This is a genomic window from Streptomyces montanisoli, from assembly GCF_017813245.1.
GTDB classification, from domain to species: domain Bacteria; phylum Actinomycetota; class Actinomycetes; order Streptomycetales; family Streptomycetaceae; genus Streptomyces; species Streptomyces montanisoli.
The window spans coordinates 13,261-26,464 of the sequence record NZ_JAGIQL010000044.1 but is presented as its reverse complement, the minus strand read 5'-3'; the positions used below and the strand labels follow the sequence as shown (position 1 = coordinate 26,464).

Genomic DNA, 13,204 nt, shown 5'->3' with positions numbered 1-13,204 from the left:
TCCGAGGGGCGGGCGCCGCTTCGGCGGTGCCCGCCCCTCGGCATATGCGGACGGTGATTGACGCCCTCGTGCCGCGGCCGCGGCGCGGCTCTCCCGACGCGCGAGGGCCCGTGGCGGAAACACGTCCACCACGGGCCCTCGGGGCTCGTACGGGCCGCCTGACGGCCCCGGGCGCCTATGCGCGGCGCAGACTCGGCTTGAGGTCCTTGAAGCGGCCCAGGAGGCCGTTCACGAAGGCGGGCGCCTCATCGCCCGAGAACTCCTTGGCGAGCTGGACGGCCTCGTCGATCGCGACCGCGTCGGGCGTCGTGTCCACCCACACCAGTTCGTACGCGGCGAGGCGGACGATGTTGCGGTCCACGACCGGCATGCGGTCGAGCGTCCAGCCCACCGCGTAGGTCGAGATCAGCTCGTCGATACGGGTCGCCTGTTCGGCGTAACCCTCGACGAGCTCCATCGTGAACTCCGTCACCGGGGGCTGCCGGTCGTCGGTCCGTGAGTGCCGGATCCAGTCGGCCATCACCGTACCGACCGACTCCTCGCGCTGGTCGGCCTCGAAGAGGATCTGGAACGCGCGTTTCCTGGCGTTGTTCCGGGCAGCCACGGTTAGCTGTTCACCCGGCCGAGGTACTCGCCGGAACGCGTGTCGACCTTGATCTTCTCGCCGGTGGAGATGAACAGCGGGACGCCGATCTCGTAGCCCGTCTCCAGCTTCGCCGGCTTGGTGCCGCCGGTGGAGCGGTCGCCCTGGACGCCCGGGTCGGTGTGCTCGATGACCAGCTCGACCGCGGCGGGCAGCTCCACGTAGAGCGGGTTGCCCTCGTACATCGCGACCGTGCCCTCGAACCCTTCGAGCAGGAAGTTCGCGGCGTCGCCGACGACGTCCCTGGCCACGTGGATCTGGTCGTACGTGCCCATGTCCATGAAGACGAAGTACTCGCCGTCCATGTACGAGAACTGCATGTCGCGGCGGTCGACGACAGCCGTCTCGACCTTCACGCCGGCGTTGAAGGTCTTGTCGACGACCTTGCCTGACAGCACGTTCTTGAGCTTGGTGCGCACGAAGGCGGGGCCCTTGCCGGGCTTCACGTGCTGGAACTCGACGACGGACCAGAGCTGGTCTCCGTCGAGCTTGAGCACCAAACCGTTCTTGAGGTCGTTGGTGGATGCCACGTTTGCGGATCTCCTGGACTGAAGCTGGTGGGACCAGTGGGTGCGCCGCGCACCGGGGACCGCTTACGAGGTCCTACAGCGCGAGCAGCTCCTTGGTCGTGATGGTGAGTAGCTCGGGTCCGCCGTCCGCCTCGGGGCGGACGACGAGCGTGTCGTCGATCCGGACGCCGCCCCGGCCCGGGAGGTGGACCCCAGGTCCGACGGTGACCGGCACACAAGCGTCCAGTTTACCCATGGCCGCGGGTGCCAACTGCGGCTCCTCCACGATTTCGAGCCCGACCCCGTGCCCCGTGCACGGGTCGAGGCCCTCCTCGTGGCCCGCGGCGACGAGCCGGTGGCGCACCGCGTGGTCGGCCTCCCGGCACCCCACGCCGGGCAGCAGGCTCTCCCGGCCGGCCCTCTGAGCGGCGAAGACCAGCTCGTACAGCTCGATCTGCCAGTCCGCGGGCGCCGTGCCGATGACGAAGGTGCGGCCGATGCCGCACCGGTAGCCGCGGTACTCGGCGCCGAGCGTCACCGTCAGGAAATCGCCCTCCTCGACCCTGCGGTCGGACGGCCGGTGCGCGGCCCGGCCCGAGTGGGGCCCGGTGGCCACGGACGTCGGGAAGGCGGGGCCGTCCGCGCCGTGGTCCACGAGCCTGCGGTCCAGCTCGAGCGCGAGATGGCGCTCCGTCCTGCCGACGAGGATCGACTCGAGGAGTTCGCCCAGTGCCTGGTCCGCGATCTCGGCGGCGATCCGCAGCCGGGAGACCTCCTCCTCGTCCTTGACGACGCGCAGCTGCTCGACGGCGCCCGCGAGGTCGGTCAGCCGCAGTCCCGGCGCGGCCACGGCGAGCGCGCGGTGCCTGGCGACCGTCAGGTGGTCCTCCTCGACGGCGAGCGGCCCGTCGGCGCCCGCGAGGAACCGTGCCGCGGCCACCGCCGGGTCGTCGGGCCCCTCGCAGACGGCGGTCCGCAGGCCGCCGTCGACCCGGCTGGACTGGTCGTCGTCCGCCTGGCTGCGTGGGTGGAACAGCACGTCCTCGCCCGGCGCGAGCAGCAGCGCGGCGCCCGGTGGCGCGCCGCCCGCGAGGTAGCGCACGTTGGCGTGGCCGCAGACCAGGGCGGCGGCGCCGGTGGCCCCGTACTGGTCGCGCAGCCGGGCACGGCGGGACGCGTACACCTCTGACATGGTCCGAGCCTAGGAGAGCCGCCGCCTCCCGGCCGGTCGGACGCGTCCGGACGTGGGCGCGCCCCGTGCGCAGGGCGCGCCGGGAGCCGTCACCAGGCGGGCGGGCTCGCGATCGACTGCGCGAGCACGTCGTCGAGCACGCGCGCGGTGGTGGGCACGTCGTACGTGCTGTTGTCGATGATCGGCAGTCCCGAGCCGTACCAGCCGGCCATCCTGCCGTGGATCCCGGCGACCTCCTCGTCCGCGAGCCGGCGGTTGCCGCCGCGCTTCGCGTTGCGCTCCAGGACGACCTCGAGTCCCGGCAGCAGCACGACGGGCAGCAGGCCGGGGCCCACGTGGCGCTTCCAGCCGCCGAGGCCGATGACGGGGCGGTCGGGGAAGACGGCGTCGTCGACGACGCACGAGATGCCGTTGGCCAGGAAGTTGCGGGCCGCGAAGCCGCAGGTCCTGCGGGCCAGGCGGTACTGCGCCTCCGAGTGGTCGTTCCAGCCCGTCTGCGGGTCGGCGAAGCCCGAGCACACCCACTCGCGCACGTCGTCGAGGCTGATGTGGGCGGTCGGCACCCGGCGGCTGCCGGCCCAGTAGCGGGCCACGGTGGTCTTGCCCGCGCCGGCGGGTCCGATCAGCAGGACGGCCAGCGTGGCAGAGCCCGTGCCCGACTCCGGCGCGAGCGGCAGCGGCACGGGGCCGCCGGGCGGCAGGGCGACATGGCCCGTGGAGTCGGGGAGCGCCGGTGGCGCGGTGGGCGGGGGCGGGGCCCAGTCCTGGACCGGCCTGCGGTCCTCGGACGCGCCCATCGGGTGCTGCATCTCCTGCCACTCCGTCTCGTGCGACCGGCGGGTTCCCACCGAACAATACGGCCCCCGGCCGTCGCGCCGGGGGCACCCGTCAGTCCGTCAGCTCCTCGGCGAGCGCGCGCAGCGCGAGCCGGTAGGAGCCGATGCCGAAGCCCGCGACCGTGCCGCTCGCGACCGAGGCCACCACGGAGTTGTGCCGGAACTCCTCACGCGCGTGCGGGTTGGAGATGTGCACCTCGATCAGCGGGGCGGTGCGCTGCGACATCGCGTCCCGCATGCCGTACGAGTAGTGCGTGAACGCGCCGGGGTTGACGACGACCGGCAGGCGGCCGTCCGCGGCCTCGTGCAGCCAGCGGATCATCTCGCCCTCGTCGTTGGTCTCGCGGACCTCCACGTCGAGGTCAAGCTCCTTGCCGAACGTCTCGCACGTCTCGACGAGGCCGCGGTACGTCGTCGCGCCGTAGATGTCGGGCTCGCGCGAGCCGAGCCTGCCGAGGTTCGGGCCGTTGAGCACCAGGACCCGCCGCGTCACTCCGATACCTCCCCGTACGCGGCGACCAGGAAGGCCGGGTCGGGGCCTTCGAGGACCGAGGGCCTGGCGAGGCCGTCGAGCACGATGAAGCGGAGCAGGTCGCCGCGGGACTTCTTGTCGACCCTCATGGTCTCCAGGAGCTTCGGCCACTGGTCGCCCCGGTAGGTGAGCGGGAGCCCGACGGAGCCGAGCACCGCCTTGTGGCGGTCGGCGGTCGCGTCGTCGAGCCGCCCGGCGACGCGGCCGAGTTCGGCGGCGTAGACCATGCCGACGGAGACCGCGGCGCCGTGCCGCCACTTGTACCGCTCGTTCTTCTCGATCGCGTGGGCCAGCGTGTGGCCGTAGTTGAGGATCTCCCGCAGGCCGGACTCCTTGAGGTCGCTGGAGACGACCTCGGCCTTCACGCGGATCGACCGCTCGATCAGCTCGGCCGTGTGCGGGCCTTCCGGGGTGCGGGCGCCCTCGGGGTCGGACTCGACGAGGTCCAGGATCGCCGGGTCGGCGATGAAGCCGGCCTTGATGATCTCGGCGAGGCCGCTCACGTAGTCGTGGCGGCCGAGCGAGTCGAGCGCCGCGAGGTCGCACAGCACGCCGGCCGGCGGGTAGAACGCGCCCACGAGGTTCTTGCCCTCGGCGGTGTTGATGCCGGTCTTGCCGCCAACGGCCGCGTCGACCATGCCGAGCACCGTCGTCGGGACGGCGATCCAGCGCACCCCGCGCAGCCAGCTCGCCGCCACGAATCCCGCGAGGTCCGTGGTGGCGCCGCCGCCGACGCCGACGATCACGTCGGTGCGCGTGAACCCCGACTGGCCGAGCGCCTTCCAGCAGTAGGCGGCGACCTCGGCGGTCTTGGCCTCCTCCGCGTTGGGCACCTGGACGGCGATGGCCTCGTAGCCCTGCTCGGCGAGGTCGCCGCGCAGCGCCTCGCCCGTCTCGGCGAGCGCCTCCGGGTGGATCACGGCGACGCGCTTGGCGCGGCCGACGAGCCCGGGCAGTTCGCCGAGCAGCTGCCGGCCGACGAGCACCTCGTAGGGGTCCGTGCCCGCCGTGCCGCCGACCTGGACGCGGGTGACCGCGTGCTCCGCTGTGTGCTCCGTCATGCCTTCCCCAGTTCCAGTGCATCGAGTACGGCGTCCGCGACCTCGTCGGGCGTGCGCCCGTCGGTGGCGACGACCGCGCGCGCGACCTCCGTGTAGAGGTGGCGCCGCTCCTCCATCAGCTGCTTCCACTGCTGCCGCGGGTTGACGACGGCGAGCAGCGGGCGCGCCACGTTCAGCCCGGTGCGCCTGACGGCCTCCGCGACCTCCATCGACAGGTAGGCCACCGGCAGCCCGCCGAGCAGCTCGCGCGTGGACGCGTCGAGGATCGCGCCGCCGCCGAGCGACAGCACGCCGGTGTGCTCGGCGAGCGCGGCCCGTACGGCGGCGCGCTCGAGCTCGCGGAAGTGCGTTTCGCCCTCGTCCAGGAAGATGTCGGAGATCTCCTTGCCCGCGGCGGCGATGATGTCCGCGTCCGTGTCGCGATAGGACGCGCCGAGACGCTGGGCGAGCAGCTCGCCCACCGTCGACTTGCCGACCCCCATGGGGCCGACGAGTACGACCCGGGGCCCCGTCACCGGATCGCCAGGTGTTCGAGGTAGGACGCCACGTTGCGGCGGGTCTCCACGACGTTGTCGCCGCCGAACTTCTCGGCGACCGCGTCGGCCAGCACCAGGGCGACCATGGCCTCGGCGACGATCCCCGCGGCGGGCACCGCGCAGACGTCGGAGCGCTGGTGGTGCGCCTTCGCGGGCTCGCCGGTGGCGACGTCCACGGTGGCCAGGGCGCGCGGCACCGTCGCGATCGGCTTCATCGCCGCGCGTACCCGCAGGAGTTCGCCCGTGGTCAGCCCGCCCTCGGTGCCGCCGGAGCGTCCCGAGGCGCGCCTGATGCCGTCCTCGGTCACGAGGATCTCGTCGTGCGCCTGCGAGCCGGGCACGCGGGCGAGGTCGAAGCCGTCGCCCAGCTCGACGCCCTTGATGGCCTGGATGGACATCAGGGCGCCGGCGAGGCGCCCGTCGAGCTTTCGGTCGGCGTGCACGTGCGAGCCGAGGCCGACCGGCACCCCGTACGCCAGGACCTCCACGACGCCGCCCAGCGTGTCGCCGTCCTTGTGTGCCTGGTCGATCTCGGCGACCATCGCCTTGCTCGCGTCCGCGTCGAGGCAGCGCACCGGGTCGGCGTCGAGCCGCTCCACGTCCGCGGGGAGCGGGTAGACGCCCTTGGGCGCCCTGGCCGCCGCCAGCTCGACGACATGGGAGACGATCTCGATGCCGGCCGTCTCCTTCAGGTACGACCTGGCGAGCGCGCCGAGCGCGACGCGCGCGGCGGTCTCGCGTGCGCTGGCGCGCTCCAGGATCGGCCGCGCCTCGTCGAGGCCGTACTTCTGCATGCCCGCGAGGTCGGCGTGGCCGGGGCGCGGGCGCGTCAGGGGCGCGTTGCGCGCCTGCTCGGCGAGGATCGCGGGGTCGACCGGGTCGGCCGCCATGACCTGTTCCCACTTGGGCCACTCGGTGTTGCCCACCATGACCGCGACCGGCGAGCCGAGGGTCAGCCCGTGCCGCACGCCGCCGAGGAAGGTGACCTCGTCGCGCTCGAACTTCATGCGCGCGCCGCGCCCGTAGCCGAGGCGCCGGCGGGCCAGGTGGTCCGCGACGGCGTCCGTGGTGATCGGGACGCCGGCGGGAAGGCCCTCCAGCGTCGCGACGAGTGCGGGTCCGTGCGACTCCCCCGCCGTCAGCCAGCGCAACCTGCTCAACGGTGCTCCTCATGTCCGCGCCTGGAACTGCTGCGGCGCGACCGGATGCGTGGGCCAGGCCCGCCGTGTCCCGATCCTCCCACGGCGGGGCGGGCGGACCGGCCGCCGGTCCACAGGACGGACGACTCGTCCGATCATCGGACCGAGCGGTGGCCGTGCCTCCGCTACGCCCCGCTGCCCTGCCTACGCCCCGCCGCCCCGCCGCGCCGCCAGCGCGGCCTCGCCCGCGGTGCGCATCGCCGCGAGCGGCGCCTCGGGCACGCCCGTCATCAGCTGGACCTGGAGCACGGCCTGGTGCACGAGCAGGTCGAGCCCCCCGACGACCTCGCCGCCGCGCGCCGCCCAGCCGGCGGCGAGCCGGGTGGGCCACGGGTCGTAGACCACGTCGAAGAGCGTGCCGGGCCGGGACGGCAGGCTCGCTGCCAGCTCGTCGGCCACGCCGGCCGGCGTGGTCGCGACGACCAGGCCGGCGCCGAACGCCTCCGCCGCCCTCGCCCACGGAGCCGTCCGCACGTCCACTCCGAGCCGCTCGCCCCAGCCGCGCATCTCGGCCGCGCGCGCGTCGCCGCGTACGTACGCGGTGACGGGGCCCGTACATACGCTCGCGAGGGCGGCGACGGCCGAGGAGGCGGTGGCTCCCGCGCCGAGGACGGCCGCCGACTCCACCGTTCTCACACCGCGTTCGGCGAGCGCCGCCACCATGCCGGGAATGTCGGTGTTGTCGCCCCTGGCGTGCGGCCCAGGACCGAACGTCACCGTGTTGACGGCCTCGACCGACGCGGCGGTGTCGCTGATCTCGTCGAGCAGCGGGATGACCGCGCGCTTGAGCGGCATGGTCAGCGAGAATCCACCCGGCCGCGCGTCACCGGCCCACTCGGGAAGGCGGGCGAGGAAGCCGGGCAGCGCGGCCTCGTCGACCTCGCGGCTGTCGTAACGCCATCCCGTCAGGCCGAGCTTCGCGTACGCGGCGCGGTGCAGCACCGGCGAGAGGGAGTGGCCGATCGGCGAGCCGAGCACGCCCGCGCGGTGCGGCGCGTTCGTGGTGCCGTCCTCTCGTGTCATCCGCCGGTCCCCTTCTTGCGGTTGTTGAACTTCTGCTTGAGCTGCTGGAATCCGGCGCTCGTCTTGGCGAACTCGGTCTTGTTGTTGCCGTCGGTCGCCACGAAGTAGAGCCAGCCGTCGTTGGTCGGCGCGAGCGTCGAGGAGATGGCGTCCTCGCCTGGGTTGTCGATGGGGCCGGGCGGCAGTCCCTTGTTCGTATAGGTGTTGTACGGGTCGTGGTTGCTGTTGACCGCCGACTCGCTGATGTCGATGTTGCTCTGGCCCTTGAGGTAGTTGTACGTCGAGTCGAGCTGGAGCAGTTGGTTCGTCCCCTGGGTGGCCGGGTCGAGCCGGTTGTAGATGACCTCCGCTATCTTGCGGAAGTCGTCCTTGGTCTTGCCCTCGGCCTGCACCAGGCTGGCCACGGTCAGCAGTTGCCACGGGTTGTCGAGCCCGACCGACTTGGCCTTGTCGGGCAGCCCGTACTTGTCGTACTCGGCCGTCGCGCGGGCGACCATCTTCTTCAGCACGTCCTCGGGCGTCGAGCTCTTGCCCACGGGATAGCTCGCGGGGAAGAGGAAGCCTTCGAGCGGGTCCTTGATGTTCTTGCTGTCGTCGGCCCAGCTCGGCAGGCCGAGGGACTTCGCCTTCTTGAAGGCGACGGACTTCGTCGTGCCGTCCTTGAGCTTGAGCTGCTTGTCGATCATCGCGTAGATCGTGGCGTTGCGCGTGCCCTCGGGAATGATCAGCGAGGTGCGGCTCTTCGGGCTGAGCATGAGCGCGACGGCGCTCTTGCCCGACATCTTCTTCTTCAGCGTGTAGACGCCGGCCTGGATCGTGTTGCCCTTGGGGTCGTGGTTCTGCGCGACGACGAACGCGCCGGCGCTCTTGACCACGCCGTTCTTGACGAGGAGCGCCGCGATCTGCGAACCGCTCGACCCGTCGGGGATCGTCACCTGCACCGTGCTCGTCCCGGAGCCCGTGTAGTCCGGCGGCGGGCCGAACCGGTCCTGGTAGAACGTGTACCCGTAGTAGCCGGCGCCGCCGAGTCCGCCGGCCAGCACGACCGCGACGACCAGGCAGGCCATGCCGCTGCGGCCCTTGCGCTTCTTGCCCGTGCCCGAGCGGCCGTCCTCGCCGTCGTACCCGGCCTCGTCGCCGTCGCCGTCGTCGTCGCTGTGGCCGTCATCGGGGGCCCCGCGTCCGGCCGCGCGGGGCAGAGGGGTGTCCTCACCGGTGAAGAAAGGATGCGTCTCCTGCTGCGGCTCGTCGTCCCAGCCGCCGTCGTGCGCTCCTTCCGCGACCGGCTCCGGCTGCGGTTCCGGTGCGGCCTGCTGCGACACGATCTGCTGGGGCGCGGCCTGCTGGGGCACGGCCTGCTGCTGCCCGCCGGTGTCCCAACCGCCGCCGTACCCGGGGCCGTACTGCTGCGGCTGCTGGTACGCGTCCTCGCCCTGCGGGGCGTACTGCTGCGGCACGTGCTGCCCGTAGCGAGGGTCGTAGTCGCCGTGGCCGCCGTACTCGCCATGGCTGCCGTACTCGCCATGGCTGCCGTACTCGCCATGGTTGCCGTAGTCGCCGTAGCCCTGGCCGTCGGCGTAACCCTGACCGGTGCCGTAGCCCTGGTCCGGCTGCGCCGGGTAGTGCTGCTGTTCCGCGTACTGCTGCGGGTACTGCTGGTACGGGTACTGCTGCTGCGCGTACTGCTGCCCGTCGGGCTGCTGCTGCGGGTAGGACTGCTGCTGCGGATAATGCTGCTGGTACTGCTGCCCCGTCTCGTAGCCCTGCTGCTGGTAGGGGTCGTCGCCCCCGGGGTACGGCTGCTGCTGCGCGTACTGGCCCTGGGCCCCCTGGGCCCCCTGGTCGAAGTAGCGCGGATCCTGATCGCCATGGGGAGCCTGCTGCGCCGCCCACCCTTGCTCCCCGTACAGGGGATCCTCGGGGTGCCACGGTTCGGAGCCGGAGCCCCGGCCATAGTCGGTCATCGATCCCCAAACCAAGAAGCCGCGAGGGGAGGGCCGCCGTACTCGTGGCGCCGGCCGTTTCGCCTCTTTGTTGTGCGGCAGCTGTTCGAATGCCGTCGCAATCGGGCGGAACGTTACCGTACCGCGATCAGCCGCCCACCTCGACGGCCTCGCCAGGGGCCCTGCCCGAGGAACGCTCCGTCTCCAGGGCGCTCTGCAGGATGACGACGGCAGCGGCCTGGTCGATCACGGACCTGCCCTTGCGGGAGTTCACGCCGGACGCCCGCAGGCCGCCCGCCGCCGTGACGGTGGACATGCGTTCGTCCACCAGGCGCACGGGGACGGGTGCGACACCCTTGGCCACCTCGCGGGCGAACGCGCGGACCTTGGCCGCCGCCGGGCCCTCGCCGCCCCGCAGGGAGCGCGGCAGCCCGACGAGGACCTCAAGCGGCTCGTACTCGTCGACCAGCGCGCGCAGCCGCCGGTGGGCGGCCGGGACGTCGCGTCCCGGCACGGTCTCCACCGGCGTCGCGAGGATCCCGTCGGGGTCGCACGAGGCGACCCCGATCCTGGCGTCCCCGACGTCGACCGCGAGGCGGCGGCCCCTTCTCACGAGGTCTCGGCCACCAGACGCTCGACGGCGGCCATGGCATCGCCGACGGCGGCCGCGTTCTGCCCGCCACCCTGGGCCACGTCCGGCTTGCCGCCGCCTCCGCCGCCCAGCGTCTTGGCGGCCGTGCGTACCAGGTCGCCGGCGCGCAGGCCGCGCTCGCGCGCGCCCTCGTTGGTGGCGATGACGGTCAGCGGGCGTCCGTTCGCGGTGGTGAACAGGGCGACCACGGCAGGCCTCGACGCGGGGATGCGGCCGCGCACGTCGAGGACGAGCCTGCGCAGGTCGTCGGCGCCCGTGCCGTCCGGCACCTGGCCCGTGACGAGGGCCGTTCCGTGCACGTCCCTGGCGCCGGCGGCCAGCTCCCCCGCGGCGGCGAGCACCTTCTCCGCGCGGAACTTCTCGATCTCCTTCTCGGCGTCCTTCAGCTTTCCGAGCATGCCGGAGACCCGCTCGGGCAGTTCGTCGGGACGAGCGCCCTTCAGGAGCTCCTGGAGCTGGGCGACGACCGTGTGCTCCTTGGCGAGGAAGCTGTAGGCGTCGACGCCGACCAGGGCCTCGATGCGGCGGACTCCGGAGCCGATGGACGACTCGCCGAGCAGCTTCACCAGGCCCAGCTGGGCGGTGTTGTGCACGTGCGTGCCGCCGCACAGCTCCTTGGAGTAGTCGCCGATGGTGACGACGCGCACCCGCTCGCCGTACTTCTCGCCGAACTCGGCGATCGCGCCCTGCTTCTTGGCGTCGTCGATGCCCATCACCTCGGCCTGGACGTCCAGGTCGCGGCTGAGCACCTCGTTGATCTTCTGCTCGACGTCGACGAGCACCGTGCCGGGTACGGCGGCCGGCGAGCCGAAGTCGAAGCGGAAGCGGCCGGGGCTGTTCTCGGACCCGGCCTGGGCGGCCGTCGGGCCGAGGGCGTCGCGCAGCGCCTGGTGCGTGAGGTGCGTGGCGCTGTGGGCGCGGGCGATGGCGCGGCGGCGGTGCGCGTCGATGGCGGCGTGCGCGGGAGCGCCCACCGTCACCTCGCCGACCTGCACGGTGCCCTTGTGCACGTACACGCCGGGCACGGGCTGCTGGACGTCGCGCACCTCCACCACGGCGCCGGTGTCGAGCCTGATGCGGCCCTGGTCGGCGAGCTGGCCGCCGCCCTCGGCGTAGAACGGCGTGCGGTCGAGCACGACCTCGACGTCGTCGCCCTCGGAGGCGGCCGGTGAGGAGACGCCGTCCACGAGGAGGCCCACGACCGTCGACTCGCCGGCCGTGTTTTGGTAGCCGGTGAACTCGGTGGCGCCGTGGGCGTCGGCGACCTCGCGGTACGCCGACATGTCGGCGTGGCCCGACTTCTTGGCCCTGGCGTCGGCCTTGGCGCGCTCCCGCTGCTCCTTCATCAGGCGGCGGAAGCCGTCCTCGTCCACGGAGAGGCCCTGCTCCGCGGCCATTTCCAGGGTGAGGTCGATCGGGAAGCCCCAGGTGTCGTGGAGCAGGAACGCCTTGTCGCCCGAGAGCACCGAGGCGCCGGCGGCCTTGGTGTCGGTGACGGCGGTGTCGAGGATGTTGGTGCCGGCCTTGAGCGTCTTGAGGAAGGCGGCCTCCTCGGCGAGGGCGACCGTCTCGATCCGCTTGCGGTCGCTCTCCAGCTCCGGGTACTGCTGCCCCATCGTCCGGATGACGGTGTCGACCAGTTCGAGGACGACGGGTCCCGTGGCGCCGAGCAGCCGCATGTTGCGGATCGCGCGGCGCATGATGCGGCGCAGCACGTAGCCGCGGCCCTCGTTGCCGGGGCTGACGCCGTCGCCGATGAGCATGACGGACGTGCGCATGTGGTCGGTGACGACGCGCAGCGACACGTCCGAGGCGTGGTCGGCGCCGTAGTTGACGCCCGTCAGCTCGGTGGCCTTCTCGATGACGGCCATGGACGTGTCGATCTCGTACATGTTCTGCACGCCCTGCAGGATCATCGCGAGGCGTTCGAGGCCCATGCCGGTGTCGATGTTCTGCTGCGGCAGGTCGCCGAGGATCTCGAAGTCCTCCTTGCCGATGCCCTCGCCGCGCACGTACTGCATGAAGACCAGGTTCCAGATCTCCACGTACCGCTCGTCGTTGACGGCGGGGCCGCCCTCGGCACCGAACTCGGGGCCCCGGTCGTAGAAGATCTCCGAGCAGGGGCCGCAGGGTCCCGGCACGCCCATGGACCAGTAGTTGTCCTTCTTGCCCAGGCGCTGGATCCGCTCGGCGGGGAAGCCGACGACGTCGCGCCAGACGCGCTCGGCCTCGTCGTCGTCCTGGTAGACGGTGATCCACAGCCGGTCGGGGTCGAGCCCGTAACCGCCGTCGTCCTGCGAGGTGGTGAGCAGCTCCCAGGCGTACTTGGCGGCGCCCTCCTTGAAGTAGTCACCGAAGGAGAAGTTGCCGCACATCTGGAAGAACGTGCCGTGCCGTGTGGTCTTGCCGACCTCTTCGATGTCCGGGGTGCGCACGCACTTCTGGACGCTGGTTGCCCGCTCGAACGGGGGCTTGACCTCGCCGAGGAAGTACGGCTTGAAGGGCACCATGCCGGCCGGGACCAGCAGCAGAGTCGGGTCGTCCGCGATGAGCGACGCCGAAGGGACGACGGTGTGCCCGCGCTCCTCGAAGAAGCTCAGCCAGCGGCGGCGGATTTCTGCCGACTCCATCAGTGGTCCTCATTCCGGTTGTGTTCTTCTGTGGTCCTGCGGCGGGCGCGGGCGTTGCCCGCGCCGCGTGCGGCCCTGTCGCGGCCGGTCCGGCCGGCCTTGCCGTCCTTGTCCGCCGCGGCGGCCTCGTCGAGGTACCGGGCGCCGCCGGCCGTCCCGCTCCTCTCGACGGCCCTGGCGAGCCGGGGTTCGGGTACGGGCAGCGCGGGGCGCTGGGACGCCTCGATGCCGAGCGCCTCGCCCAGTTCCGCCTCGCGCCTGACCATGCCGGTCCTGACGTCGAGCGCGAAGTCCCTGAGCCGGTGGCCCGCTTCGACGGCCCTGTTCGCGGCCTGCGCCGCGAGGCTCTCCGGCGTCAACTGCCTGATCTTGCGGTTGACCTTGGTGGTGGCCCACACGCCGGCCGCTGCGCCGGCGGAGAACCAGAACGTACGGCGGAACATCGCTG

13 protein-coding genes are annotated in these 13,204 nt (G+C 72.3%); all 13 read right to left on the bottom strand.

The window, feature by feature from the left end; all coding sequences use genetic code 11:
- Positions 1 to 175: 175 nt before the first annotated feature.
- Positions 176 to 604 (bottom strand): transcription antitermination factor NusB, encoded by a 429-nt coding sequence (gene nusB / locus JFN87_RS13580; RefSeq protein ID WP_209340284.1) that lies wholly within the window; start codon positions 602 to 604, stop codon positions 176 to 178.
- A gap of 2 nt (positions 605 to 606) precedes the next feature.
- Positions 607 to 1,173, bottom strand: a complete 567-nt coding sequence (gene efp, locus JFN87_RS13575) for an elongation factor P (protein ID WP_209340283.1) — start codon at positions 1,171 to 1,173, stop codon at positions 607 to 609.
- A gap of 73 nt (positions 1,174 to 1,246) precedes the next feature.
- Positions 1,247 to 2,344, bottom strand: a complete 1,098-nt coding sequence (locus tag JFN87_RS13570; protein ID WP_209340282.1) for a M24 family metallopeptidase — start codon at positions 2,342 to 2,344, stop codon at positions 1,247 to 1,249.
- A gap of 89 nt (positions 2,345 to 2,433) precedes the next feature.
- Positions 2,434 to 3,141, bottom strand: a complete 708-nt coding sequence (locus JFN87_RS13565; RefSeq protein ID WP_245179510.1) for a P-loop nucleotide/nucleoside kinase family protein — start codon at positions 3,139 to 3,141, stop codon at positions 2,434 to 2,436.
- A gap of 91 nt (positions 3,142 to 3,232) precedes the next feature.
- On the bottom strand, positions 3,233 to 3,673 hold the full coding sequence (gene aroQ / locus JFN87_RS13560; protein ID WP_209340280.1) for a type II 3-dehydroquinate dehydratase: 441 nt from the start codon (positions 3,671 to 3,673) through the stop codon (positions 3,233 to 3,235).
- A complete protein-coding gene (gene aroB, locus JFN87_RS13555) occupies positions 3,670 to 4,773 on the bottom strand; it encodes a 3-dehydroquinate synthase (protein ID WP_209340279.1) in 1,104 nt (367 codons plus the stop codon). Before aroB ends, aroQ begins: the two co-directional genes overlap by 4 nt.
- Positions 4,770 to 5,255 carry a shikimate kinase gene (locus tag JFN87_RS13550; RefSeq protein ID WP_209340294.1) on the bottom strand — a complete coding sequence of 162 codons (486 nt, stop codon included), beginning with the start codon at positions 5,253 to 5,255 and terminating at the stop codon, positions 4,770 to 4,772. The genes aroB and JFN87_RS13550 overlap by 4 nt, the downstream gene beginning before the upstream one ends.
- 29 nt (positions 5,256 to 5,284) lie before the next feature.
- Positions 5,285 to 6,469 (bottom strand): chorismate synthase, encoded by a 1,185-nt coding sequence (aroC, locus tag JFN87_RS13545; protein ID WP_209340278.1) that lies wholly within the window; start codon positions 6,467 to 6,469, stop codon positions 5,285 to 5,287.
- 183 nt (positions 6,470 to 6,652) lie between these two features.
- Positions 6,653 to 7,531, bottom strand: coding sequence for a shikimate dehydrogenase (locus JFN87_RS13540; protein ID WP_209340277.1), 879 nt, complete (start codon positions 7,529 to 7,531; stop codon positions 6,653 to 6,655).
- The gene (gene mltG / locus JFN87_RS13535; RefSeq protein WP_209340276.1) at positions 7,528 to 9,495 is read right to left on the bottom strand and encodes an endolytic transglycosylase MltG; all 1,968 of its coding nucleotides are present in this window, start codon (positions 9,493 to 9,495) and stop codon (positions 7,528 to 7,530) included. The genes JFN87_RS13540 and mltG overlap by 4 nt, the downstream gene beginning before the upstream one ends.
- A gap of 127 nt (positions 9,496 to 9,622) precedes the next feature.
- Positions 9,623 to 10,087 carry a Holliday junction resolvase RuvX gene (ruvX, locus tag JFN87_RS13530; RefSeq protein WP_209340275.1) on the bottom strand — a complete coding sequence of 155 codons (465 nt, stop codon included), beginning with the start codon at positions 10,085 to 10,087 and terminating at the stop codon, positions 9,623 to 9,625.
- On the bottom strand, positions 10,084 to 12,756 hold the full coding sequence (alaS, locus tag JFN87_RS13525) for an alanine--tRNA ligase (protein WP_209340274.1): 2,673 nt from the start codon (positions 12,754 to 12,756) through the stop codon (positions 10,084 to 10,086). Before alaS ends, ruvX begins: the two co-directional genes overlap by 4 nt.
- Positions 12,756 to 13,199: a hypothetical protein gene (locus JFN87_RS34515; protein ID WP_372449227.1), complete on the bottom strand. Its 444-nt coding sequence runs from the start codon at positions 13,197 to 13,199 to the stop codon at positions 12,756 to 12,758. The genes alaS and JFN87_RS34515 overlap by 1 nt, the downstream gene beginning before the upstream one ends.
- Positions 13,200 to 13,204 lie beyond the last annotated feature (5 nt).